Raw genomic sequence first — 22,793 nt, 5'->3', positions numbered from 1 at the left:
CTCACGCGCCCCAGCGTAGGCCTGGGGTGTTTACCGGGGCGTCCCAGAGGCGTACCAGTTCGTCGTCCACCTTGAGGAGGGTGACCGAGCAACCGGCCATCTCCAGTGAGGTGATGTAGTTGCCGACGAGGGAGCGGGCGACGGTGATGCCGGCGCGGTCGAGGAGTTGGGCTACCTCGTTGTACATGAGGTACAGCTCGATCAGCGGTGTACCGCCCATGCCGTTGACGAAGGCAATGACCGAATCGCCTTGCTGGTAAGGAAGATCGGTGACGACCGGGTCGACCAGCATGGCGGCGATCTCGCGCGCCGGGGCCAACGGCAACCGTTGACGGCCGGGCTCGCCGTGGATGCCGATGCCGACCTCCATCTCGTTGTCGGCCAGGTCGAACGTCGGCTTGCCCGCGGCCGGGACCGTGCACGACGTGAGCGCCATCCCCATGCTGCGGCCGTTGTCGTTCACCCGGCGGGCGAGATCCGCGACCTGAGGCAGCGGCTGGCCCTCCTCGGCGGCCGCGCCGACGATCTTCTCCAGCAGCACGGTCACACCGACGCCGCGGCGACCGGCCGTGTAGAGGCTGTCCTGGACGGCAACGTCGTCGTTGGTCACGACCGACTGCACCTCGGTGCCGGCGTCGGCCGCGGCCAGCTCGGCCGCCATCTCGAAGTTCATCACGTCGCCGGTGTAGTTCTTCACGATGTGCAGTACGCCGGCGCCCGCGTCGACCGCCTTGGTCGCTGCCATCATCTGGTCCGGCACCGGGGACGTGAACACCTCACCCGCACACGCGGCGTCCAGCATCCCGAGCCCGACGAACCCGCCGTGCATCGGTTCGTGCCCCGACCCGCCGCCGGAGATGAGCCCCACCTTGCCCGGTCTCGGCGCGTCCTTGCGGTAGACGATCCGGTTCTCCAGATCCACCCGCAACCGATCCGGATGCGCTGCCGCCATCCCCTGCAGCGCTTCACTCACAACATCACCTGGGTCGTTGATGAGCTTTTTCATGTCCCCATCTGAGCACACGCCCGCCCAGAACGGGAGCCCCCGATCAGACGGCCTCCACCTCGGCCAGCAACGGGATCGACCTGATCGATCGACTGACGGTGAGCAACACTGAGCCGGCCACGAGCAGGCTGCCGAAGATCAGCAGCGCTGTACTCGTGCCGAATGTCTCCAGGAACAGTCCACCGAGGAACGGAGCCAACGGCATCGAGATGTTCGACAAGAACATCACCGCGCTCTGCGTCCGGCCCTGGAGGTTGTCGGGTGTGATCAGCATCTGGTAGCCGAACAGGCCCGAGTTCAGCGCCGGCAGCAGGAAGATCGCGAACGCCGGCAGCAAGATCAGTACGGCGGGACGCGTGGTGGCGGCGGTCGCGGTGAACGTGACGGTGATGATCCAGCAGGCGACGACCGTGATCCGCCCGGTGGTGAATCTGGACAGCAGTTTCGGTGACGCGATCGCGCCGGCCAGCCCGCCGATCCCCATCGCGGTCTCCAGCAGCCCGATCACCGACGGCCGCACGCCGCGCTGCTGCATGCTGAGGATGAGGACCAGGATGGTCCCGTTCGCGGCGAAGTTGAGGATCGTGCCGACCACCGCGATCGTCCGCAGCGACGCCTGCCGGAACAGCCAGGTCAGGCCGGAGCGGATCGCCTTGAGCATCGGCTCGTGCGCGTCGCCGTCCGGCTTCGCGGCCGGCAGCGGATGGCGGATCGTCACGAGCAGGATCGCCATCACCAGGTACGAGATCGCGTCGACCGCGACCGGGATGACCCGGCCGATCGAGAACAGCAGGCCGCCGAGCGGTGCGCCGGTCAGGCCGGCGAGGTTCTGCCGGCCGTGCGCGGCGGCGAGGGCGGTGCTGATGTCCTCCGGGGCGACGATCTGCCGGAGCGCGCCGGACTCGGCGGGCATGAACATGGCGAACCCGGCGCCGTTCAGGAGGCTAACCACGACCAGGTGCGGGAGCGTGAGGTGGCCGAGCCAGCCGGCGACCGCCACCGAACCGAACAGGACGGCGCCGAGGAAGCTGTAGCCGATCAGGATCCGGCGCCGGCTCCATCGGTCCGCCAGCGCACCCGCGGGGAGCGCGGCCAGGGTTGCTCCGAGCGCGTACGCCGTACCGATCAGGCCCGCCTGGACCGGGGAACCCGTGATCGCGAAGCCGAGCAGGGTGAAGACGAACGAGCTCATCGCGGAGCCGATGGAGCTGATCGTCTGGCCGGTCAGCAGCTTGAGATAGTCACCGTTGTGCAATAACCCCCGGGCGGACATAACCCGGAGGGTATGCCTGGGCTAGGTCAGTCCTTGGGGCGCAGCAGCGGGCGGACGACCTCGCGGGCGTCGTGGATGCGGGACTTGACCGTGCCCAGCGGTGCGCCGACCTCGGCGGCGATCTCCTCGTAGGACAGTCCGTAGACGTCGCGGAGCACCAGCGGCGTGACCATCTGGGGACGGTCGCGCTCCAGGGTCTCCAGCGCCTCCAGGAGGTCCAGACGGGTGCCGGCGATCACGCTGGTGGTGCGCGGGTCCGGCTTCTCCATCTGCTCCGGGTTGTGTGCGGCCTGGGCGCTGCGCTTCAGCTTGCGGTACGTCGAACGGGCCGAGTTCGCCGCGACGGAGTGGACCCAGGTGGAGAAGCTGCTGCGGCCGGAGTACGTGTTGATCTTGGTGGCGATGTTCAGCAGCGCTTCCTGGGCCGCGTCCTCCGCGTCGGCGGAGTACGGCAGGACGCTGCGGCAGATCCGCAGGACACGGGGATAGACCTGCCGCAGCAGGTCGTCCATCGCGTTCTTGTCACCCGCCTGCGCCTGCTCCGCGAGGGTTGCGAGGTCGTCGGTCGGGCTGGTGCTCTCGCTCATCTGCGCCTTTGCTCTCGATCGGCCCCGGCACGGGACACTCCAGTACTCCATAATGCCCTGTATGGGGGTCCCAACCAGACTCGGGCGTTACGTCGTGCGCCGACGCCTGGGCTCAGGCGGTTTCGCTACGGTATGGCTTGCTCACGATGAGCAACTGGATGCTGAAGTGGCGATCAAGGTGCTCGCGGACAACTGGGGGCACGACGATTCGGTCCGGCACCGGTTCCTCGAGGAGGGCCGGTTCCTGCGCCGGGTCGAGTCCGAGCATGTCGTCCAGGTGCACGACGTCGGCGAACTGGAGGACGGCCGCCCTTTTCTGGTGCTGACGTACGCCGATCGCGGCACGCTGGCCGACCGGTTGAAGGAGAAGCCCCTTCCGCTGGCCGAGGCGGTGGACGTGGTGGTCCAGGTCGGCCGTGGCCTGCAGGCGCTGCACCGGCGCGGTCTGCTGCACCGCGACGTGAAGCCGGCCAACGTTCTGTTCCGCAGTACGGACGACGGTGAGCGGGCTGTCCTGTCCGACCTCGGCCTGGGCAAGTCGCTCGACGAGGTGTCGAGGATCACGATGCCCGGCGGCACCCCGTCGTACGTCGCTCCTGAGCAGGCGCTGGGGGAGCGGTTGGACCAGCGCGCCGACCAGTACTCGCTGGGTGCCGTCGCGTACGCCGCTCTGACCGGGCGGTCCCCGCACCAGGTCGACGGACTCGGCGCAGCGAGCCGGGTCGAGGTGGCTCCGCCGCCGAGCTCGCTCGGGTTCGAGCTGCCGGAGCAGGTCGACGCCGCGATCGTCCGGGCGCTGGACCCGGACCGGGAGAAGCGCTGGCCGGACGTGCAGTCGTTCACGCGGGAGCTCGTGGGCGGGCTCGACGAGACCACGCACCATTTCCCGCTGGCGATCCCTGATCTGGTTGCCGTGGACACGGATCACCTGGGTGTGAAGACCGCGCTGAGCGACGAGAACCAGCCGACGGTCGTGAAGCTCGCCGAGCCGTCGGTGGACGCAGAGACCGTCGCGGTTGAAGCACCCGCCGTACCAGAAGAAGTCACAGAGAAGGTCGAGCCGGAGCCCAGGCCGAAGCGGAAGCGCAGCCGGTGGGTCGTCGCCGCCCTACTGGCGCTGGTGGTCGGCGGCGGCGCCGGGTACGCCGGACAGTGGTACCTGTCCAGTCGCAAGGCGATCGTCGTCTCGCAGGGACCGTTCCAGGTGACAGTGCCGCGGTCCTGGGCGAGGTCGATGGCCCAGACCGACTGGCTGGCACCGGGCAGCAAGGCCCGGACGCCTGCGTTCCGGGTCAGCCGGGACGCAGACTGGTCAGCGAGGACGCCGGGAGTGTTCATCGGCGTCGCGGGCTCGAAGCTTGCCCTCCCGGACAACAAGGCGCTCGGGTGCAAACCCGGTCCGACGTATCCGGGCACGTTCAATGACCGGCCGACCACGGACCGGATTTCCAGTGGATGCGCCGGGGCGGATATGGTCCTGTTCGAACGGGTCGTCGATCGCGGGGACGGCGGCTCGCTGCTCGTCCAGGTGATCACGCCGGATGCCGCTCGGGCTGCCGAGATCGCCAATTCGGTGAAGTACTAGCGCTGAGGAAGTCCCCCATGCGTTTTCCGACCGAACGGCTGCGGCCGTCGCCGGCGCTGATGCAGTCTGCCCGTCGTACGTTCTATCGGCTGCGTTCCACGATCTTCCGTACCATCTGGCCGGTCGATTAGTCGACTGTCAGCCAGGTGATGCCGAGCGTAACCACCCACAGGCCGCCGCCGACCCAGGCAAGGGTGTGGAGACCTGCGGTGAAGGTCGCGGAGTGGCTCAAGACCGCACTGTAGAGCGCTACGCCCGCTGCGCCGACGGCCTGCCGCGCGGTGTTGTTGACGCCGCTGGCCAGTCCGGCGCGATCCGGGGGCAGCGCTGCGATGGCCGCATGCACAACCGCGGCGGTCAGCAAACCCATGCCTATGCCCAGGCAGATCTCCACGGGAATGACCGCGCCGTAACGGCTGTCCGGGCGGACGACCAACAGGCAGAACGATCCGATCGCCCCGAGAGCAAGGCCGAACGACATCGGAAGCCGAGAACCGTACCGAGCGGTGATCCGGCCTGACACCGGGCCGAGGACTGCTAGCGGCAGCAGGACAGGCAGTAACTCCAGACCGGAACGGAGTGCGGATTGGTCCAGATGCTCTTGTAGATAAAGGGTCAGAGCGAGCAGCGTGCCTAGACCAACCAGATTCATCAGGCCGGAGACCACGTTGGCGCCGACCAACGCCGGACCGATGCGCAGCCGGACGTGTGCCTCGCGTCGATCGGTACGGCGTCGCGGCACCATCCGCCACGCCATTGGCAGCACCAACGCGATGATCGGCAGGTTGATGAGGAACACCGCCCGCCAGCTGAATCCGCTGACCAGTACGCCGCCGAGGATTGGCCCGGCGACCAAAGCGAGTGCGCCCGCGCCGGCCCAGATCCCAACGGCACGGGCCCTCGCGGCGCTGTCGACATACTGACCCGTGATGACCGCCAGCGTGCCCGGTAGGAGCAGCGCGGCGCCGACGCCCTGGAGTGCCCGGGCTGCGACCAGGAGCTCAATGTTCGGCGCGATGCCGCACACCAGGGACGCGCAGCCGAAGACCATCAGCCCGGCAAGCACCGAACGGCGGTGGCCGATGCGGTCGCCCAGTGCTCCGCAGACGAGCAGGAGCCCGGCCAGCGTGATCATGTAGCCGCTCACTACCCACTGCTGCCCGGATGCGCTGGTGTCGAGGCCGGTCCGGATCGTCGGCAGCGCGACGTTGACCACGGTCACGTCGAGCTGGACGAGGAAGATTCCGCCACAGAGCAACGCGAGAAGCATGCTTCCCACGTTTCCACCGAAACACTTCGGGTTGCGCCGAAGTATGACGGTGTGAGCATGGACTGCATGAGCGGAGATGCCGATGTGGCTCGCGCCGCCGGCCTGATGGCCGAGCCTGCGCGGGCGAAGGTCCTGATGGCGCTGGCGGACGGCCGCGCGCTGCCTGCCTCCTTGCTGGCTTCAGAGGCCGGTGTGTCTCCGCAGACCGTCAGCGGTCACCTGCGCAAAATGCTGGACGGCGGTCTGGTCGCGGTCGAGCGGTCCGGGAGACACAGGTACTACAAGCTGTCCGGACCGGAGGTGGCCGCGGCCGTAGAAGCCCTGGCCCGCATCGCGAAACCCCAACCGATCAAGTCGCTCAGGCAGAGCACCCGCGCGGCAGCACTCCGCGAAGCCCGCACCTGCTACGACCACCTGGCCGGTCGCCTCGGCGTCGCCCTGTTGGACGGTCTGGTACGCCGGGCCGCCCTGACCCGCACCGACGGCGGCGTCGGCGCAGACCGTCGTCCGAACGACCCACTGGCCGCACAACTTCCGGACGCCCCGTATGCCTTGGGCCCCAACGCCACCGAGGTATTCGGCGAACTGGGCGTCGACCTGAACGACCAGCCGTCCCGCCGCCAACTCCTGAGATTCTGCGTCGACTGGAGCGAACAACGCCATCACCTGTCAGGCCAACTCGGCGCATCCGTCGTCGACAGCCTCCTGACCCGGAACTGGCTCCACCGCCGCCCGAACCAACGAGCCGTCGACCTGACCCCCACCGGCCAAGAAGCCCTCGCCGGACTGTTGACAGGCTAGGAGGGGCGTAGCGGTGAGTCGTCCCGGGTCGCCGAGTTGGCCGCGTGGTCCAGGATGTCTTCCATGGCTTCCCGGTCCTGTGGCAGCCCTGTGACCGCGATCTCGAAGGTGCACAGACCCTCGTGGTTGGCGACCCACCGGATGATCACGTAGCGGAGCGAGTTCTCCGGCACGTAGGTGTAGACCAGCGTTGCTTCCTTGGTCTGCGGGTCCACGGTGCTGGACTTGATCGAGAGCATCTGAGCGGCCGGCACCGTGGCGAGGTCCGTGAGCCTCTGGGCCATCGACTCAGCGGGTGGCCGACGGATGGTGAACCCGGCCTCGATCCGGATCCAGCGCTTGGAGGTCGGGTCGGTGTAGCGGCCGATCTTCGGGGGATCGGGTTGGGTGAAACCCCAGTCCCTCGGCACCTTGAGTCGGACATCCGACCGCACCACGCTGGTCGCGGTGAATTCACGGATCCTGTACTCCAGGTCGTCCTTGTCCAGCGCCTTGGTGTCGTCGGGGACGATCTGCTTCGGCGGCGGGGCCGGTGTGGTCGGCGTCGTCCCTGGCTCCGAGGTGGCTGCCATCGGCAGCGGCGCCGCAGTACCGGCCAGGCTGGGTTCTTCGGTGAGGAACAGGCCGACGCCGTACCCGCCGGCGCCACCGACCCCGGCCAGCGTGAGCAGGCCGGCGCCGAGCAGCGCGCGCCGCGACATCGTCCTCTTCACGCCCCCACCTTCCCCAGTTCCTTACTCAACAGAAGACACCTGAGTACAGTCTCAGGTTGCATGTCTCGAGGTAACAATTCCGTGAAAGCGCTCAGCCGACCTGATGGACCGACGTCGAGGTCCGCTGCAGAACCTCGTCCAGCGCGGCGGCGTCCTCGGGGATGCCGGTGATACTCATCTCGACGTTCGTCAGCTGGCCGTCGATCGCGATCCAGCGCACGATCACATAGCGGAGCGTCTCGCCCGGGATATAGGTGTAGATCAGCGTCGCGACCGGGCGGGGATCACCGTCCTCGCCGTTGATCTGGCCGGTGGTGTGGCTGACGATCCGTACGTCGTTCTCCGGCGCCTGGCTCTTCTTCAGGTCGACGATGAGCTGGGCCATCGCTGCCGCGGGAGTCGTGTCGACCGGCTCGACCGCCTCGATCCGGACCCCTCGCTCCTTCTGGTCGTCCAGGTACTTCACCTCTTGCGGCCGCTTCGGGTCGCGCGTCTGCTTCCAGCCCTGGGGGATCTCGATCGAGAGCTGTACCGACGGCTCGTCCTGTGGCGTGACGGTGAACGAGCGGCGGGTGTATTCGAGGCCTGGCTGGAGGGGCTCGAGGTTGCTCGGGACCGGGGTCTTCACCGGCAGGGACGGCTCCGTGGGAGTGGGTGACGGGGACTCCGACACGGTGCCCAGGGGGCCGGCGGTGCCGGAGGCGGTTGGTTCTGGGGCGTCCAGGCGGTCGCCGGTGTAGTACCCGCCGCCTACGCCAAGCGCCAGAGCCAGCAGCAAAAGGCCGGCCAGGAGGACTCGTCTCACGCGTGCACCGGCCCACAGGTCGAGCGCGTGGACAGAGCGGGACCGCCGGGCAGCAGTACGGAGTACGGCGTACCGGCCGGATGCGGGGAGGCGGTCACGGACACGGCGCCATCTTCTCAGGAGAGACGGGCACGAGCCCAAAACCCCGGTGGAGACCTTTTCGGACCGCTCCTGACTGAATCCTTTCAACGAGGGCTTGACACTCTCCCGGGCCATACGTAGCGTCCCGGTGACGAAAGTAACACGATCCTGCGGTTACTTCACACTCTTCGCCGGTATCTCCGGCGCTCAGGAGGACCCATGGCACTCGACCAGTCCGTCAGCCGACGGCGGCTCCTGCAGCTGATCGGCGGTGCCTCTGTCGCCGCCACTGCGGTCGGCACGCTGGCGGCCTGCGGCGGAGGCGGCAGCGGCTCGTCGTCGTCCGGCGGCACGCTCAAGGTGATCGGCGTCGGCGACCAGGAGGCCGGCCTGCGGAAGGTGCTCGACGCGTACAAGTCGTCGCACTCCGGCTTCGACTTCAACCTCTCGTTCGCACCGGCCGACCAGGTGCAGACCGCGCTCCGGACCCAGCTCGGCGGCGGCAACGCACCCGACGTACATGTCGTCTACCCCGGCAACGGCAGCGCGATGTCGATGGCCCAGCTGGCCAAGGCCGGACTGCTCGCCGACCTCAGCAGCCAGTCCTGGACGCAGAAGATCCCGGACGGCTTCAAGGGCGCGTTCCAGAGCGACGGCAAGACGTACATCTTCTCGCCCGGCTCGAGCATGCTCGGCGCGATCTACAACAAGAAGGCGTTCGCGACCGCGGGCGTCGAGCCGCCGACCACCTGGTCAGAGCTGCTGTCGGTCTGCGAGAAGCTCAAGGCGAAGGGCATCGTCCCGATCGCGCTCGGCGCGCAGACGCCGTGGATCACCCAGCTGATCCCGTACGCGCTGGTCCCGGGCACGGTCTACGCCAAGACGCCCGACTTCGACGACAAGATGCTCGCCGGCCAGGCTTCGTTCGCGGAGTCCGGCTGGGTCGACGCGATGAACAAGTACCTCGAGCTGCAGAAGAAGGGTTTCTTCAACGACAACCCGAACGGTACGACGTACGAGCAGGCCACTTCGATGGTTGCCACCGGCAAGGCTGCGATGGCGGTCCAGGTCTCCGCCGTGCTGTCGGCGTTCCGGGCCGCGTCGCAGACGCCGGACGACCTGTCGATGTTCCCGTTCCCGGCCACGGATGTTGCCGCTGACAACTGGATTCCGGCCGGTGTCGTGGTCGGTATCGCGGTCAGCGCGAAGAGCAAGAAGTCGGATCAGGCCAAGTCGTTCCTCGACTACTGCGGCCAACAGGAGAACCTGAACACCTGGGCCGAGGCCGTCTCCTGCGTCCCGTTGTACGGCGACGCGAAGGTCGACCCGGCGCTGACGCTGTTCCTGCCCGCGCTGAAGGCGAACAAGGCGGTCCCCTTCATGGACCAGCGTTGGCCGAACGCCGAAGTACAGCCGACCCACTTCGCCGTCGTCCAGGAACTCCTCGGCGGCAAGACAACCGTCGACGCCGCCCTGAAAAAAATGGACGAGGCCTACCGGAAGAAAGCTTGACGTCCTCCCGACTGCAAAGCGGGGATTCCAACTACCACGCGGAGGCAGACAGTTGAGGTTCACGCGTAGGCGAGACCCGAACCGACAGTTCCGCGTCCTCGAAGGGAGGCAGTCGCGGCGCACTCCTTCCATGGATGTCCGGAGCCCGCGACCGGTCCAATGACAGCCGTTGTTGCTCCAACACCTGAATCGGTACGACGAAAGGCCGCGGGTAAGGGAAGGGGGCGAGGCGGGATCGTCCCGCCGTGGTGGTTCGCGGTGCCGGCTGTGCTGGTGTACGCCGTGGTGGTGTTGTATCCGAGCATCGCGGGTGCGGGGTCGGCGTTCACGGACTGGTCGGGGATCGGGAACGCCAAGACCTTTGTCGGGATCGACAACTTCAAACAGTTGGCGCACGACAGCCAGGCGCTCGGGGCGTTGCGTAACACGCTGCTGCTGACGGTCGCGATCGTCGTTGTGCAGAACGGGATCGGGCTCCTGCTGGCGCTCGGCGTACACACCGGGATCAAGAGTCGGATGGCGTTGCGGCTGGTGTTCTTCGCGCCGGTCGTGGTGAGCCCGGTGATCGTGTCGTTCCTGTGGAAGTTCGTCTACAACCCGGCGCCGGACGCGGGGCTGAACGCGGCCCTCGGAGCGGTCGGACTCGGTGCATTGCGGCAGGACTGGCTGGGGAATCCGTCGCTGGCCTTGTGGTCGGTCGCGTTCACGGTGATCTGGCAGTGCGCCGGGTACTCGATGGTGATCTTCCTGGCCGGGCTCGAAGGCGTGCCGGCCGAGCTGCACGAGTCCGCGATGGTCGACGGCGCCGGTACGGTCGCCCGCTTCCGCCATATCACCTGGCCGCTCCTCGCGCCGGCCGTGACGATCAACGTGATGCTGTCGACGGTGGGCGGCCTGACGCTGTTCACCCAGATCATCGCGATGACGAACGGCGGACCCGGGTACGCGACGGACACGCTCTCGACGGTGTTGTACAAGCAGGCGTTCGTGTTCGGGAAGTTCGGCTACAGCACCGCGGTCGCGCTGGTACTGGCGATCTTCGTCGCGGCCGTGTCGTTCCTGCAGATCGGGTACTTGAGGTCGAGGGAGACGGCGGCATGAAGTATCGCCCGCGCACGTTCCTGCTGGAGCTGGTGATGATCGCGGTCGCGATCGGGTTCCTGTTCCCGGTGTACGTGCTGGTTACGCTGGCGTTCAAGGATCCCCAGCAGATCGCGAACCGGCCGTTGTCGTTGCCGTCCCCGCCGAGCGTGGGGAGCTTCGGCGAGGCCTGGCGGTCGGCCGGACTCAGCTCGGCCTTACTGAACAGCACGTTGATCACAGTCGTCAGCGTTCTGCTGCTGATCGCGCTGGGCTCGCTCGCGGCGTACTTCCTCGCTCGTACGGCGACCCGCCTGAGCTACAGCCTCTACATCCTGTTCCTGGTCGGCATCATCCTGCCGTTCCAGCTGGGGATGATCCCGCTGTACCAACTCGTCGACAATCTCGGTCTGCTCGGGACCTATCAGGGCATGATCCTTTTCTACACAGGGATCCAGCTGCCGTTCACGGTCTTCCTGTACACGGGCTTCATCCGCTCGCTGCCGGCGGACTACACGAACGCCGCGCTGATCGACGGGGCTTCGCATCTGCAAGCGTTCGCGCACGTGATCTTCCCGTTGCTCCGGCCTATCACCGGAACAGTCCTGATCCTGAACGCCGTACAGATCTGGAACGACTTCTTCACACCGTTGCTCTATCTGGGCGGCTCCGGACACGAGACCGTCCCGGTGCGGGTGTTCGCGTTCGTCAACCAATACACGTCGAACTACGGGCTGGTCGCGGCCGGCTTGATCCTCGCCGCCCTCCCGATCCTGCTGCTGTTCCTGGTCCTCCAGCGCTACGTCATCCGCGGCTTCGCCTCCGGCCTGAAGGGGTGACGACCAGGTCGACGGGCTCGCGGTACGTCGTACCTGATCGGCTAGTAGACCTCGATGCGGTCCAGGCTGATGACTGTGCTGGTGGACGCCGGGTTCTTGTCGCCGGTGACTCGCACCTTCAAGGTGTGGGCGCCGGGGGCGAGCGTGGGGCTGATGTACATCAGTTGCTCGCCGACGCGGATCGAGCTGTAGTAGTCGATGCGCTGCTCGGGGCCGCCGTCGACGGAGATCGCGGCGATCCCGTTTCCGGTGTCGGCGACGCTGAGCAGTGCGGCGCGTGTGCCGGTGAAGTGGATCGTGGCGGTCGCGTTGGTCTCGCCGCTCCAGTGGTCGTTACCCCAGAAGCACTGGTTGCCGCAGCCGGATCCCGAGCTCCAGTTCCCGGCGTACACCACTGTGCTGTCGGTGTCGTTGATCCAGTAGTTCGACGAACCGGGGTCGCCCGACGGCAGGTTCTGCGTGGCGCCGGCGGCGAGCGGTCGGCCGAGGTTCGGGGTGCCGTCGGCGTTCCAGGTGATCTTCTGGACCCGCGTCGTACGGAATGAATACGTGTACGTGCTGGTGTTCTTGCCGTGGTACGCGATCCAGTCCTCGGTGCCGTCGGGCGACTTGAAGAACGAGTGGTGGCCCGGACCCCAGACGCCGGTCTCGTCGTTGCGGGAGAAGATCGGGCCGGCGTGCTGGACCCAGTTCGACGCCACCATCGGGTCGGCGCCGTTCGCGATGCTCTTCATCCACAGCTGGTAGTCCGGCTTGCCGGTGTCGCACGTCGAGTAGGTCAGGAACGTACGGGTCGCGCTGTACAGCGGTGTCGGTCCTTCGCGGACCTCCGAGCAACCACCGTCCGCGGGAATCGCGACGCGGTCGCCGCTCGCCGTCCAGGGGTTGCTCATCCGGACGATGTACAGCTGCGCCGGTCCGCCCTGACCGCGGCCGGGGCCGGTCCAGACAAAGTACTGCTGACCGTTGACCGTGATCGGCTCGCCGTCGATCGCGTACTCATCGAAGTCCGCGATCTTGGCCTTGAAGGAGTACGGTCCGAGCGGGTCGTCGCCGGCCGACTCGAGGACATACATCCGGTGGTTCGCGTCGACGCCGTCCGAGGCCGTGTAGTAGATGTACCAACGGCCGCCGACGTGGCGGAACGCCGGCGCCCACATCTGCGTGTTGCGCGAGGTGTCCGAGTCCCGCCACACCACCTGCTCCGGTTGCACGAGCAGCGTGGCGAGACTGGCCGACGACCAGATCCCGATCCGGTCGCCGCGGGTGGTCGCGACGTAGTACTTGCCGTTGTAGAACATCAACGACGGATCCGCGGCCGAATTCACCGGATTCCGAAAGGTCTGCGAGGCCACGACACCCTCCTGCTTCTGAGCGGCTGGTGCGGCGGGAGCCAGGACGCCGGTCAGCAGTACGGCGGCTGTTGCGGTCACTGCGGCACGGAAGAACCTCATGGCACACCTCTCGAAACCTGGGGGGCGGACCGGTCTCGCTCAAGGTTCTACTGGCTCTTTGTCAACGTTGTAAACCCTTTGCGCCAGGATCGAACGATGTGGCGGAGTACCTCAGGACCTGGGTCGAAGGAACTTGTGGATGAGGTATGGCGTCTCACCCCACATGAAGCTCAAGGTTCGGGTCGTGAACTACCGGCACGACTGCTGGTACGCCGACATCGACGACGCGGATGATCGTCAGCCGGACGATCCCTACTGGTACGCCGCCGGTTGCCGTACCCAGGCCGAAGCGGTCGCGCTCGCGTGTTCCCAGCTCGCCGTGCTCGACCAGGCGGTTGCCGCCGGCGCGCTTCCGTCCCGGATCAGCGAGACCATCGCCGCCTGATCCGGCGGACCGAGCCGAGCAGCTCGAACTCATTCTCTTCGAGATGTAACACAACGTCACGGTGACCGGATGTAACCCCGGAGGGGGAACTCACCATGGCAACTTTCAATCCACCACCGGCCTGGCCGACGCCACCGGAAGCGAACTGGCAACCGCCACCCGGCTGGCAGCCGGACCCGTCCTGGCCACCGGCGCCGCCCGGCTGGGCGTTCTGGCTGAATGCGCGTGGGTTGCGGACGCGCGGACCGAACGGAAGGTACGGCGCCGAGCCGCCGGTGAAGCTGATCGCGGGCTGGGCCGCGGGAGCGGTCGCGTTCATCGTGATCCTGGCGGCGATCGGCGCGAACAACAGCCCGGCCGCGGTCTCGTCGACGCCTGGCACCACGGTCACCGTCCCCGGTCCGACAACGACGGTGACGGCTCCGGCGGTCACCGTGCAGCAGACCGTTCCTGGGCCGACGGCAACGGTCACCCAGCCGCCGCTGCCTGCCCGGACCGTCACGGTCCCGGCGCCGCCGACGAGCCACAGGACCACGAGAACCACCGCGCCGGTGCCGTTGGCCCAGAACACCCAGAGCACCGAACCCAAAACGACAAAAGCTCCGGAGACCAGCGTGTACTACGCCAACTGCGCGGCTGTCCGGGCCGCCGGCAAGGCACCGCTTTACCGGGGCGACCCGGGGTACGCCGCACATCTCGATCGTGACGGCGACGGAGTCGCCTGCGAGTAAGGCCACGCTGTGTCCACAGAAACGCCTGTGGATAACAGGGTCTGGTTGTGGATAGGTGGACGGTTGCTGTGGACAACTTGAGGTTGGTTGTGGAGGAGGCAGCTAATGCCGGTGAGGCTGCACGTGCAGTCCGGCTGGTGAGAGAACGGTTGCCGGGGTGAGGTTCTGGTGGTGAGATAGGTGGCCGTGTGCCGGATGAAACTTTACGAAGATTTATCCGTGACATTCGGCGCGCCAGGTCGTTGATCTGTCAGGCAGTTCGCGAATCAGCGGATCGCTGGGGAATCCGGAGGGACCGCTCGTGCACAAGTTCAACGCTCCACCCGACTGGCCTGAACCACCGAGTGACAGCTGGCGTCCGCCGATGGGCTGGGAGCCCGACCCGGCCTGGCCCGACGCACCGGCCGGCTGGGGCTTCTGGACCAACCGCAACGGCCGCCGCAGCAGCGGCCCGATCGGCGCGTACGGCGCGGTCGACGCCGGCCGCATCGAGCTGGCGACGGTCGACCCGGCCCTGGTGCTGATGCACTCCTGATCGTCAATCCGGCTCCCGTCGGCCGACCGGCTGCGGGAGCCGTGGTGTGTCCGCGTTCGGCCACGAGGCTGGCGCGTTCTTATCGCCTTCTGGTGTTATGTTATCAACCTAGATAACACTCACCTGGGAGGCTTCGTGGGCTGGATCGGTCTCGACCTCGGCACGCAAAGTGTGCGCGCCGTGCTGGCCGATGCCAAGGGCCGCGTGCTGGCCCGTGCAACCCGCCCGCTCACCAGCCACCGTGACGGCGTCCGCCACGAGCAGGATCCACAGGGCTGGCTCGACGCCGTCGACGCAGTCCTGGCTGAGGTCGGCACGACCGGGCTCGACGGCATCGCGATCTGCTCGACCTCCGGCACCTTCCTCCTGACCGACCGCTCCGGCCGACCGGTCACCCCGGCCCTGATGTACGACGACGCGCGCGCGGCCTCCCGTCGCGACCAGATCGTGGACGCCGACCCGGACCGCTGGGCCACGAGCATGCAACCCACCTGGGCCCTACCGAAGATCCTCGACCTCGTCGCGGACGGTCACGACCTCGCCGATCGTCGCGTCGTCCACAGCGCCGATTTCGTGGCTGCCCACCTCGTCGGCCATCCCGTCGCCACTGACACCAGCCACGCCCTCAAGACCGGATATGACCTGATTGCCGAGGCCTGGCCGACTGCGGCTTTCGAGAAGCTCGGCCTCCCGCTGTCCGCCTTCCCCGAGGTTGTCCGTCCCGGCGTCGAGCTCGGCCGCACACCCGCCGGCGTTCCCGTCCACGCGGGCATGACCGACGGTTGCGCCGCCCAGATCGCCGCCGGTGCACTCAGCCCCGGCGCCTGGAACTCCGTCCTCGGTACGACGCTCGTCCTCAAAGGCGTCAGCAACGAGCTGCTGACGGACCCCACCGGCGCCGTCTACAGCCATCGTCATCCCGACGGCGGGTGGCTCCCCGGTGGCGCGTCCAGCACAGGCGCCGGCGTACTCACCGAGCTTCTTCCCGGGGCCGACCTCGACGCTCTCGACCGCGCGGCCCGCGCCCGGGGCCCGATCGATGCCGTCACGTATCCACTCACCAAGACCGGCGAGCGGTTCCCCTTCGTCGCGCCGCAGGCCGAGCGCTTCACCCTCGGCACCACCGCCGACGATCTCCACACGTACCTCGCCGTGCTGCAAGGCGTCGCGTTCATCGAGCGGCTCGCCTTCGAGCACCTCGAGACGCTCGGCGCCGATCCAGTCCGCTCGGTCTCGCTGACCGGGGGAGCGACGCGGAGCGGGTACTGGAACCAGCTTCGCGCCGACGTTCTCGGCGTACCGGTGGAGCTTCCGGCCGTACCGGATCCGGCGTACGGCATGGCTGTCCTGGCTGCGTCCGGCGGGACCGACCTCACCGGCACCGCGCGCCGCATGGTCCGAGTGGATCGCGTGCTCGAACCGGGCGGCCAACGGCTTGACGACCTGTACGGCGCATTTGTCGCGGAGCTCGACCGTCGGGGGTATCGCGGATGAGAACGACGATCGTCCTGGCCCGCCATGGCCGGACCGAATGGCATCACGGCAACCGGTACACCGGTTCGACGGACCTCCCGATCGACGAGGTCGGCGTACGGCAGGCTGAACAGTTGAAGGACTGGGCGCTGGACTACGCGCCGGACGCGCTGTGGTGTTCACCGATGCTGCGGGCCCGGCAGACGATCGGACCGATCGCTGAGGCTTTGGATCTGGAGCCGACTCTGGATGCCCGGCTGCGGGAGGTCGACTTCGGTTCGGCCGAGGGCAAGATGATCAGCGAACTGCCGCCGGCGGTGGCGAAGGCGTTCGTGCTGGACCCGGTGCTCGATCACTTCCCGGGCGGCGAGCATCCCGCCGACGCGGCCGACCGGGTGCACGAGGTCTTCGGGGAGATCGCCGAGCGGCACGAGGGTCAGCGGGTCCTCGTCGTCGCGCACAACACACTCATCCGGCTGCTCGTGTGCAGGGTGCTCGGACTGCGACTGAACGACTACCGCAGACTGCTACCTGCGCTCGGTCCCGCGGCACTGGTGCGTTTCCGGTGGCAGGACGGCACAGTGGGTCTCGAGGCGTACAACGTTCCGCCTGTGCCCGATCCTGTGCGAATGGAGATCCAGGAATGACATCGGAAGTCGATGGCGACACCACCGAACTGAGCCGGCCCGCGCGCCGGCAGGCCGAGATCGCGGCGTACGTCGTGAAGCACGGCTCGGTCTCGGCCAACGACCTGGTCGAGGCGTTCGGGGTGAGCGTGATGACGGTGCACCGCGACCTGGACGAGCTCGAGCGGCAGGGCGTGGTCCGCAAGTACCGCGGCGGCGTCAGCGCGCAGCCGACCAGCGTATTCGAGAGCAACGTCGCGTACCGGCTGAACACCGCGCACGCGGAGAAGGCCGCGATCGCCCGGCATGCGCGGGCGATGATCGAGCCGGGGATGTCGGTGATGCTGGACGACTCGACCAGCGCGCTGGCCCTGATCGACCTGATCGAGGACATCACACCGTTGACCGTGGCAACGAACTTCCTGCCCGCGATCACCCGGCTGTCCCAGCTCCGCGACATCACGCTGCTCGCGCTCGGCGGGATCTACTCCGCGACCCACGACTCGTTCGGCGGGATGCCGTGCGCGGAGGCCGTCGAGGCGCTGCACACCGACCTGCTGTTCTGCTCGGTGTCCGCGGTGTCGTCGACGCATGCGTTCCACCAGGAGGAGGAAATCGTCCTGGTGAAGCGGGCGATGTTGCGCTCGGCAAGGACCAAGGTGCTGCTGGTCGACCACGCCAAGCTGCAGCGCACCGCTCTGCACCGGCTCGCGCCGCTCACCGATTTCGACGTCGTCATCGTCGACGAGAAAACCCCGCAGGATCTGATCGAACCGCTGCGCGACCACGGCGCCACCGTGGAGGTAGCCAAACTATGAACGCTGCAGCTCAGGTGTCCTTCGGCGCTTGCGGCGCCCAGGCACGCACCTCGCGGCACTTGACCAGCGCCCACGATGCTCCGCATCGAGGCCACTGCTCAAGCACCCCGATGCACGCACCTGGACACCGCAATCACTCGAAGGACACCTGAGCTGCAGCATTGAGGAGGGTGCGTATGGACGTCGGAGTAGACGTCGGCACCACCGTGACCAAGGCGGTCGCCTTCGACGCCGACGGCCGGCCGCTGGCCGAGGCCTCCCGGCCGACGCGCCTGGTTCATCGCAGTACCGGGCGATTCGAGCACGAGACCGCAGAGATCGTTGCCTCGGTCAACGAGGTAGTGCAGGAGCTGGCCGGCGCAGTCGGGACCCGGCCCGGTGTGCTGGCGATCACCGCGCAAGGTGACGGCCTCTGGCTGGTGGACGACGAGGGTACGCCGGTCCGCCCGGCGATCTCGTGGCTCGACGCGCGGTCGAGCCCGATCCTCGAGCGCTGGACGACGGATGGTGTCGCCGAGCAGGTGTTCCGGCGTTCGGGCAACCGGATGTTTCCTGGTGCGTCCGGGCCGCTGCTGGCCGCAGTACGGGCGGAAGAGCCTGAGGTGATCGATCGGGCCGGTACGGCGGCGTACTGCAAGGACGTTGTGATGCAGGCGTTGACCGGAGTACGGGCGACGGATGTTTCCGATGCGTCGGCGCCGTTTCTTGATCCCAGGACCGGGGAGTACGACGCGGAGGCGCTCGCGGCGACCGGGCTGTCCGAGGTGCGTCACCTATTGGCGCCTGTCGCGGTGGGCGGGCCGGTTGGCGAGTTGCGAGACAACTCGACCGGCATGGCCGCTGGGACCAGGGTGTCAGCCGGGCCGTACGACCTTCCCGCCGCTGCGGCCGGCGCGGGAGTGACCGATCCGGGAGACGCGCTTCTCACTGTCGGTACGACGTTGGCGTGCCAGGTCGTCACCCGTGAACTGCCCGTCGACGGCGAGCCCGCCGGCCTGTTCCTCGGCACCTGGACCCCCGGCGTCTGGCTGCGCGCGATGCCGGCCATGGTCGGTACGGCGGCTCTCGATCGCGTGCTCGCGCTTGTCGGCGTCGGTACTGCTCAACTGCCCGGTCTGCTCGCCGAAAGCCCGCCCGGCGCGTCCGGCGTGACCGTCCTGCCCTACCTGTCCGAGGCTGGTGAACGTGCGCCGTTCGTCGACACCCGTGCCCGCGGAACGGTCGACGGCATCTCGCTGGCCACGACCACGGCCGACCTGGTCCGCGCCACCTGCGAAGGAATTGCGTACGCCGCTCGCCACTGCCTCGACGCAGCCGGGTGGACCGGTCGTGTGACGGTCTGCGGCGGCGGCGCCCGGAGCAGCGAGTGGACCCAGATCCTCGCCGACGTACTGAACGCACCGTTGCACACAGCCGAGGCCGAACAGGTCGCCGCGCGCGGTGCGGTGATCTGCGCGCGACGCGCTGTCGACCCGGACAGCGCCGGCGCGGAGTGGATCGCCGAGACCCGCCAGGTCGACCCGGATCCGGCCCGCGCCGAGTTCTACGCCGAGGGATACGCCCACTACCTGCGCCGGATCGAGGCGGCCCGCCCGCGCTGGTCCGACCCAGCACCCACGTTCACAGGAGATCGATGAGAACCGTCAGGACGCTGCTCGCCGGCGACCACTTCGTACGCAACGAACTGCTCGCCGCGGCGCTCAGCACGATCCCGGACGTCGCATTCGAGTTTCGTGAGGTCATGTTGCCGTGGCCGTTGACGCCGTACGGGCGGGTCGCCGAGGTGGACGAAGCGAGCGATGTCGAGGACCAGCTGATCGAGGCGCTGGCCGGGGTCGAGCTCGCGGTCACGCAAATGGGGCCGTTCACGGAGCGGGTGCTCGATGCCGCGCCCGACCTGCGGTACCTGGTCGTCTGCCGCGGTGGCCCCGTGAACGTGAACGTTGCCGCTGCGGCGAGGCGAGGGATTGCGGTGGCGTCGACGCCCGGGCGCAACGCGGTGGCGGCCGCGGAGCACGCGGTCGCCCTGATGATGGGTGCCCTGCGCAACCTTCCGCGACTGCAGCGGACGCTGGAGCTGGGCGAGTGGCGGTCCGACCTCTACGCGTACGACGAGTGCGGCGGCGAGCTCGACGGATCCACCGTCGGGCTGGTCGGATACGGCGCGATCGGGCAACGGGTCGCGCGGGTGATGGTTGCCTTCGGCGCCCATGTCCTGGTCGCCGATCCGTACGTCGATCAGGCGCCGGAGGGCATCGAGTTGGTGGATCTCGACGAGCTGCTGAGGCGGTCCGACGTGGTGAGCCTGCATGCCCGGCTAACAGATCAGACCCGTGGGATGATCGGTGCGGAGCAGCTCGCCTCGATGCAGCGCGGCGCCGTACTGGTCAACACTGCGCGCGGTGGTCTGCTCGACTATGACGCAACGGTGGACGCGCTGGAGTCGGGCCAGCTCGGGGCGGCGGCGTTCGACGTGTTTCCCGCTGAGCCCGTGCCCGCCGGGTCGCGATTGCTGACGGCGCCGAACATCGTGATGACCCCTCACCTGGCCGGCGCAACCCGGCAGACCGCCCACCGGGCGGGCTCGATCGCCGCGGAGGCGGTGGCAGCCTTCCTGTCCGGAAAGGACCCGGTAGGACTGGTGTCCGCGTAGTCGGGGCACAGGGTACGAACCATGAAACTGGCAACATCGAGTACCGGGATCGAACTCCTTCTGCTGCTGATCGCGTTCGTGCTGTCGATGATCATCGGCATCGAACGGCAGATCCGGCAGAAGAGCGCGGGAATGCGGACGCACACGCTGGTCGGCACCGGCGCGGCCCTGTTCACCCTGGTCTCCGGCTTCGGCTTCAACGCGGTCCTCGGGACGGAGGTCAACCTGGACCCGTCCCGGATCGCCGCCCAGGTCGTGTCCGGCGTCGGATTCCTCGGCGCCGGGGTGATCTTCATGCGGCGCGACGTGGTCCGCGGGCTCACAACCGCGGCCACGATCTGGATGACGGCGGCGATCGGGATGGCCTGCGGAGCCGGGATGCCGGTGCTCGCGGTCGCCGCGACCGTGCTGTATCTTGTTGCGGTCGGTCCGTTCGCCCGGCTGGCCCGGGTCCTGCCCTCGCCGGACCGTCGCCGCATCGTGACGGTGCGGTACGACGACGGCTCCGGCGTACTGCGGTCGATCCTCTCGACCGCTACGTCGATGGGGTTCGAGGCGTCTGTGCTCGGGACCGAGGTGCAGCGGCGGGACGGGTCGCGACCGCAGGTACTGGCGTCGATGCGGTTCACCGGTCGGGCGCCGTTGCAGCACCTGGTGCTCGCACTGGACGACCTCGACGGGGTCACCGGGGTGCGGCTGCGGGACGACGACGACGATTGAACCATCAGCTATGCTGATGGTATGAGTTCGACGGATGTTGCTGCCCACGAGATCCGGACCAGCCTGTTCCGTCTGGTCCGCCGGCTGCGGCAGGAGCGTCCCGAGGGTGAGCTCAGCTACTCCCAGTTCAACGTGCTGGGCTGGCTGGAACGCGAAGGCGCGATGACAAACGCCGACCTGGCCGCCGCCGAGCGGGTCACCCCGCAGACGATGATGCGCGCCACGACCGACCTGGTGGCGAGCGGTTTCATCAGCCGTGCTGATAATCCCGCCGACCGACGGCAGGTTCTTCTCGAGATCACGCCCGCCGGAGCCACTCTCGTCCGCGAAGACCGCCGTCGCCGGGACACCTTCCTCGCGAAGGCCATGGACGCAACCCTCACCCCCACTGAACAAGAACTTCTCCACCTGGCCGCCCGCCTCATGGACCAACTCTCGGAGGTCGTGGAGTGACCAAGGCCGTGGAGGAACGGGAGGCAGTTCGGACCGGGGAGCTGCCGGCGCGGTATGCCGCCTCGGTCGGTCTCGGCACGTTGCTGCAGCCGCTGAACTCCTCGATGATCGCCGTCGCGCTGGTCGCGATCGGCGCGGACTTCCACGCGGGCACCGAGACGCAGTGGCTGGTCTCGGGGCTGTACCTCGCGACCGCGGTCTCGGCGCCGACGGCCGGGCGGCTCGCTGATCTCGTCGGTGCCCGGCGAGTGTTCCTTGCCGGACTAGCGCTCGTGGCGGTCGTGTCGGCGTTGGCCCCGCTCGCGCCGAGCCTCGGGTGGTTGATCGTCGCGCGGGTCCTGCTCGGAATCGGGACCGGCGCGCAGTTCCCCTCGGGCGTTGCGATGATCCGCAGGATTGCCGACCGTCGCAAGGCTTCCGCCGTGGGTGCGCTCGGACTGCTGTCCGTCTTCGCCCAAACCTCCGCGGCGTTGGGCCCGAGCGTCGGCGGTCTCCTTGTCGGCACGTTCGACTGGCAGGCGATCTTCCTCGTCAACCTACCGGTCGCCGCCGTCGCGGGCGTCGCCGTACTCCGGCTTGTGCCCAAGGATCCGCCCCGGCCGGCGGACGACGACCGGAAACTCTGGCGGGAGATCGACCTCGCCGGGCTGGTCCTGTTCACGCTCGCGATGACCACGCTGATGCTGGTCCTGCTCTCACTGACCACCAACCCGAACTGGTGGTTGCTCGGCGCAGCAGTCCCGCTCGTTGTGCTCTTCATCCTCTGGGAACGTCGCTCCACGACCCCGTTCGTCGACGTACGCCTGCTGGCCCGCAGCGCGCCGCTGTCCCTCGGCTACCTCCGCACGATGCTCACGTATGTCGCCTTCTACGCGATCTTCTACGGTCTGCCCGGCTGGCTCGAGCAAGGCCGGGGGCTCGACCCGACACAGGTCGGACTGGTCGTCCTGCCGATCGCGACCCTCGGTGCGATCACCGTCGCGATCGCGACCAAACTCGCTCGCCGCCACGGAGACCGGCTGCTGCTCCTGATCGGTTCGGCCGGCCTCCTGGTCGGGGGCGCCGCGCTCGCCTTCGGAGTTCACACCGGTACGCCGATCGCCGTGCTCGTCCTGATCAGCGCGATCCTCGGCGTACCGAACGGGTTCAACGGGCTCGGCAACCAACTGGCCGTGTACCGCGCCGCCCCGCCCGAGGTCGCCGGTGCCGCGGCCGGCCTGTTCCGCACCTCGCAGTACGTCGGAGCGAACCTCGCCGCCGCCGCGATCGCCCTCGTCTTCGCCGGCCCGGCCACCGACGCCGGCCTGCACCGCCTTGGCCTACTGGTCGGCGGGATCGCGGTGATTCTGCTCCTGGATGTGATCTTCGCGAGAAAATCACAGTGATTCTCTAT

23 protein-coding genes are annotated in these 22,793 nt (G+C 68.0%); 16 read left to right on the top strand and 7 right to left on the bottom strand.

Features of this window, described 5'->3' with window-relative positions; all coding sequences use genetic code 11:
• Position 1: 1 nt before the first annotated feature.
• Genes dhaK through EV653_RS36310 form a run of 3 tightly spaced genes read right to left on the bottom strand, consistent with a single transcriptional unit; the run spans position 2 to position 2,866 of the window.
• Positions 2-1,006 (bottom strand): dihydroxyacetone kinase subunit DhaK, encoded by a 1,005-nt coding sequence (gene dhaK, locus EV653_RS36320; protein WP_134110312.1) that lies wholly within the window; start codon positions 1,004-1,006, stop codon positions 2-4.
• 43 nt (positions 1,007-1,049) lie between these two features.
• Positions 1,050-2,279, bottom strand: a complete 1,230-nt coding sequence (locus tag EV653_RS36315; RefSeq protein ID WP_134110311.1) for an MFS transporter — start codon at positions 2,277-2,279, stop codon at positions 1,050-1,052.
• Positions 2,280-2,305: 26 nt separating this feature from the next.
• Complete coding sequence (locus tag EV653_RS36310; protein WP_134110310.1) at positions 2,306-2,866, bottom strand: RNA polymerase sigma factor; 561 nt, start codon at positions 2,864-2,866, stop codon at positions 2,306-2,308.
• A 52-nt stretch (positions 2,867-2,918) separates the two neighbouring features.
• On the opposite strand from EV653_RS36310, the gene EV653_RS36305 reads away from it, so the two are divergent.
• Positions 2,919-4,451 carry a serine/threonine-protein kinase gene (locus tag EV653_RS36305; RefSeq protein ID WP_370359286.1) on the top strand — a complete coding sequence of 511 codons (1,533 nt, stop codon included), beginning with the start codon at positions 2,919-2,921 and terminating at the stop codon, positions 4,449-4,451.
• Between the two features lie 127 nt (positions 4,452-4,578).
• On the opposite strand, the gene EV653_RS36300 is transcribed toward EV653_RS36305, so the two are convergent.
• Complete coding sequence (locus tag EV653_RS36300) at positions 4,579-5,721, bottom strand: MFS transporter (RefSeq protein ID WP_134110307.1); 1,143 nt, start codon at positions 5,719-5,721, stop codon at positions 4,579-4,581.
• A gap of 66 nt (positions 5,722-5,787) precedes the next feature.
• Here EV653_RS36300 and EV653_RS36295 point away from each other — a divergent pair, with 66 nt between their 5' ends.
• Complete coding sequence (locus tag EV653_RS36295; RefSeq protein WP_134110305.1) at positions 5,788-6,522, top strand: ArsR/SmtB family transcription factor; 735 nt, start codon at positions 5,788-5,790, stop codon at positions 6,520-6,522.
• Here EV653_RS36295 and EV653_RS36290 read toward each other — a convergent pair.
• Positions 6,519-7,235, bottom strand: a complete 717-nt coding sequence (locus EV653_RS36290; RefSeq protein ID WP_134110303.1) for a hypothetical protein — start codon at positions 7,233-7,235, stop codon at positions 6,519-6,521. The two genes, EV653_RS36295 and EV653_RS36290, sit on opposite strands and share 4 nt — an antisense overlap.
• A 91-nt stretch (positions 7,236-7,326) precedes the next feature.
• Positions 7,327-8,040: a hypothetical protein gene (locus EV653_RS36285; protein ID WP_134110300.1), complete on the bottom strand. Its 714-nt coding sequence runs from the start codon at positions 8,038-8,040 to the stop codon at positions 7,327-7,329.
• A 300-nt stretch (positions 8,041-8,340) separates the two neighbouring features.
• On the opposite strand from EV653_RS36285, the gene EV653_RS36280 reads away from it, so the two are divergent.
• The 3 genes from EV653_RS36280 (at position 8,341) to EV653_RS36270 (ending at position 11,552) form a co-directional block, all read left to right on the top strand.
• Positions 8,341-9,633, top strand: a complete 1,293-nt coding sequence (locus tag EV653_RS36280; RefSeq protein WP_134110296.1) for an ABC transporter substrate-binding protein — start codon at positions 8,341-8,343, stop codon at positions 9,631-9,633.
• A 258-nt stretch (positions 9,634-9,891) separates the two neighbouring features.
• Positions 9,892-10,734 (top strand): carbohydrate ABC transporter permease, encoded by an 843-nt coding sequence (locus EV653_RS36275; protein WP_238160691.1) that lies wholly within the window; start codon positions 9,892-9,894, stop codon positions 10,732-10,734.
• Positions 10,731-11,552: a carbohydrate ABC transporter permease gene (locus EV653_RS36270; protein ID WP_134110289.1), complete on the top strand. Its 822-nt coding sequence runs from the start codon at positions 10,731-10,733 to the stop codon at positions 11,550-11,552. The genes EV653_RS36275 and EV653_RS36270 overlap by 4 nt, the downstream gene beginning before the upstream one ends.
• Positions 11,553-11,593: 41 nt before the next feature.
• On the opposite strand, the gene EV653_RS36265 is transcribed toward EV653_RS36270, so the two are convergent.
• Entirely contained in the window at positions 11,594-13,006 is a 1,413-nt protein-coding gene (locus EV653_RS36265) for a glycoside hydrolase family 43 protein (protein ID WP_134110285.1), read from the bottom strand.
• A gap of 139 nt (positions 13,007-13,145) precedes the next feature.
• On the opposite strand from EV653_RS36265, the gene EV653_RS36260 reads away from it, so the two are divergent.
• From EV653_RS36260 to EV653_RS36210, 11 genes are all read left to right on the top strand, one after another.
• Positions 13,146-13,391 carry a hypothetical protein gene (locus EV653_RS36260; protein WP_238160690.1) on the top strand — a complete coding sequence of 82 codons (246 nt, stop codon included), beginning with the start codon at positions 13,146-13,148 and terminating at the stop codon, positions 13,389-13,391.
• A 95-nt stretch (positions 13,392-13,486) separates the two neighbouring features.
• Positions 13,487-14,122 carry an excalibur calcium-binding domain-containing protein gene (locus tag EV653_RS42395; protein WP_238160689.1) on the top strand — a complete coding sequence of 212 codons (636 nt, stop codon included), beginning with the start codon at positions 13,487-13,489 and terminating at the stop codon, positions 14,120-14,122.
• A 301-nt stretch (positions 14,123-14,423) separates the two neighbouring features.
• Positions 14,424-14,657 carry a hypothetical protein gene (locus EV653_RS36250; protein ID WP_134110281.1) on the top strand — a complete coding sequence of 78 codons (234 nt, stop codon included), beginning with the start codon at positions 14,424-14,426 and terminating at the stop codon, positions 14,655-14,657.
• A 135-nt stretch (positions 14,658-14,792) separates the two neighbouring features.
• A complete protein-coding gene (locus EV653_RS36245; protein WP_134110277.1) occupies positions 14,793-16,151 on the top strand; it encodes an FGGY-family carbohydrate kinase in 1,359 nt (452 codons plus the stop codon).
• Positions 16,148-16,777 carry a histidine phosphatase family protein gene (locus EV653_RS36240; protein ID WP_134110273.1) on the top strand — a complete coding sequence of 210 codons (630 nt, stop codon included), beginning with the start codon at positions 16,148-16,150 and terminating at the stop codon, positions 16,775-16,777. Before EV653_RS36245 ends, EV653_RS36240 begins: the two co-directional genes overlap by 4 nt.
• Positions 16,774-17,574: a DeoR/GlpR family DNA-binding transcription regulator gene (locus EV653_RS36235; protein ID WP_130442430.1), complete on the top strand. Its 801-nt coding sequence runs from the start codon at positions 16,774-16,776 to the stop codon at positions 17,572-17,574. The genes EV653_RS36240 and EV653_RS36235 overlap by 4 nt, the downstream gene beginning before the upstream one ends.
• Positions 17,575-17,750: 176 nt before the next feature.
• Entirely contained in the window at positions 17,751-19,211 is a 1,461-nt protein-coding gene (locus EV653_RS36230; protein ID WP_134110270.1) for an FGGY-family carbohydrate kinase, read from the top strand.
• A complete protein-coding gene (locus EV653_RS36225; protein ID WP_134110267.1) occupies positions 19,208-20,227 on the top strand; it encodes a 2-hydroxyacid dehydrogenase in 1,020 nt (339 codons plus the stop codon). Before EV653_RS36230 ends, EV653_RS36225 begins: the two co-directional genes overlap by 4 nt.
• Before the next feature lie 21 nt (positions 20,228-20,248).
• Complete coding sequence (locus EV653_RS36220) at positions 20,249-20,947, top strand: MgtC/SapB family protein (protein ID WP_134110262.1); 699 nt, start codon at positions 20,249-20,251, stop codon at positions 20,945-20,947.
• 21 nt (positions 20,948-20,968) lie between these two features.
• On the top strand, positions 20,969-21,400 hold the full coding sequence (locus EV653_RS36215) for a MarR family winged helix-turn-helix transcriptional regulator (RefSeq protein ID WP_134110259.1): 432 nt from the start codon (positions 20,969-20,971) through the stop codon (positions 21,398-21,400).
• The gene (locus EV653_RS36210; RefSeq protein ID WP_202871991.1) at positions 21,397-22,785 is read left to right on the top strand and encodes an MFS transporter; all 1,389 of its coding nucleotides are present in this window, start codon (positions 21,397-21,399) and stop codon (positions 22,783-22,785) included. The genes EV653_RS36215 and EV653_RS36210 overlap by 4 nt, the downstream gene beginning before the upstream one ends.
• Positions 22,786-22,793: the final 8 nt, after the last annotated feature.

It is taken from the genome of Kribbella pratensis (assembly GCF_004365355.1).
Classification (GTDB): domain Bacteria; phylum Actinomycetota; class Actinomycetes; order Propionibacteriales; family Kribbellaceae; genus Kribbella.
The sequence above is the reverse complement of the archived record's forward strand: the minus strand, read 5'-3'. Positions and strand labels throughout refer to the sequence as shown.

What these genes read in the sequence shown, in the direction of transcription:
- dhaK (WP_134110312.1), bottom strand. Translation starts at nt 1,006, where the DNA reads ATGAAAAAGCTCATCAACGACCCAGGTGATGTTGTGAGTGAAGCGCTG.
- EV653_RS36315 (WP_134110311.1), bottom strand. Translation starts at nt 2,279, where the DNA reads ATGTCCGCCCGGGGGTTATTGCACAACGGTGACTATCTCAAGCTGCTG.
- EV653_RS36310 (WP_134110310.1), bottom strand. Translation starts at nt 2,866, where the DNA reads ATGAGCGAGAGCACCAGCCCGACCGACGACCTCGCAACCCTCGCGGAG.
- EV653_RS36305 (WP_370359286.1), top strand. Translation starts at nt 2,919, where the DNA reads ATGCCCTGTATGGGGGTCCCAACCAGACTCGGGCGTTACGTCGTGCGC.
- EV653_RS36300 (WP_134110307.1), bottom strand. Translation starts at nt 5,721, where the DNA reads ATGCTTCTCGCGTTGCTCTGTGGCGGAATCTTCCTCGTCCAGCTCGAC.
- EV653_RS36295 (WP_134110305.1), top strand. Translation starts at nt 5,788, where the DNA reads ATGAGCGGAGATGCCGATGTGGCTCGCGCCGCCGGCCTGATGGCCGAG.
- EV653_RS36280 (WP_134110296.1), top strand. Translation starts at nt 8,341, where the DNA reads ATGGCACTCGACCAGTCCGTCAGCCGACGGCGGCTCCTGCAGCTGATC.
- EV653_RS36270 (WP_134110289.1), top strand. Translation starts at nt 10,731, where the DNA reads ATGAAGTATCGCCCGCGCACGTTCCTGCTGGAGCTGGTGATGATCGCG.
- EV653_RS36265 (WP_134110285.1), bottom strand. Translation starts at nt 13,006, where the DNA reads ATGAGGTTCTTCCGTGCCGCAGTGACCGCAACAGCCGCCGTACTGCTG.
- EV653_RS36260 (WP_238160690.1), top strand. Translation starts at nt 13,146, where the DNA reads ATGAGGTATGGCGTCTCACCCCACATGAAGCTCAAGGTTCGGGTCGTG.
- EV653_RS42395 (WP_238160689.1), top strand. Translation starts at nt 13,487, where the DNA reads ATGGCAACTTTCAATCCACCACCGGCCTGGCCGACGCCACCGGAAGCG.
- EV653_RS36240 (WP_134110273.1), top strand. Translation starts at nt 16,148, where the DNA reads ATGAGAACGACGATCGTCCTGGCCCGCCATGGCCGGACCGAATGGCAT.
- EV653_RS36235 (WP_130442430.1), top strand. Translation starts at nt 16,774, where the DNA reads ATGACATCGGAAGTCGATGGCGACACCACCGAACTGAGCCGGCCCGCG.
- EV653_RS36230 (WP_134110270.1), top strand. Translation starts at nt 17,751, where the DNA reads ATGGACGTCGGAGTAGACGTCGGCACCACCGTGACCAAGGCGGTCGCC.
- EV653_RS36225 (WP_134110267.1), top strand. Translation starts at nt 19,208, where the DNA reads ATGAGAACCGTCAGGACGCTGCTCGCCGGCGACCACTTCGTACGCAAC.
- EV653_RS36220 (WP_134110262.1), top strand. Translation starts at nt 20,249, where the DNA reads ATGAAACTGGCAACATCGAGTACCGGGATCGAACTCCTTCTGCTGCTG.
- EV653_RS36215 (WP_134110259.1), top strand. Translation starts at nt 20,969, where the DNA reads ATGAGTTCGACGGATGTTGCTGCCCACGAGATCCGGACCAGCCTGTTC.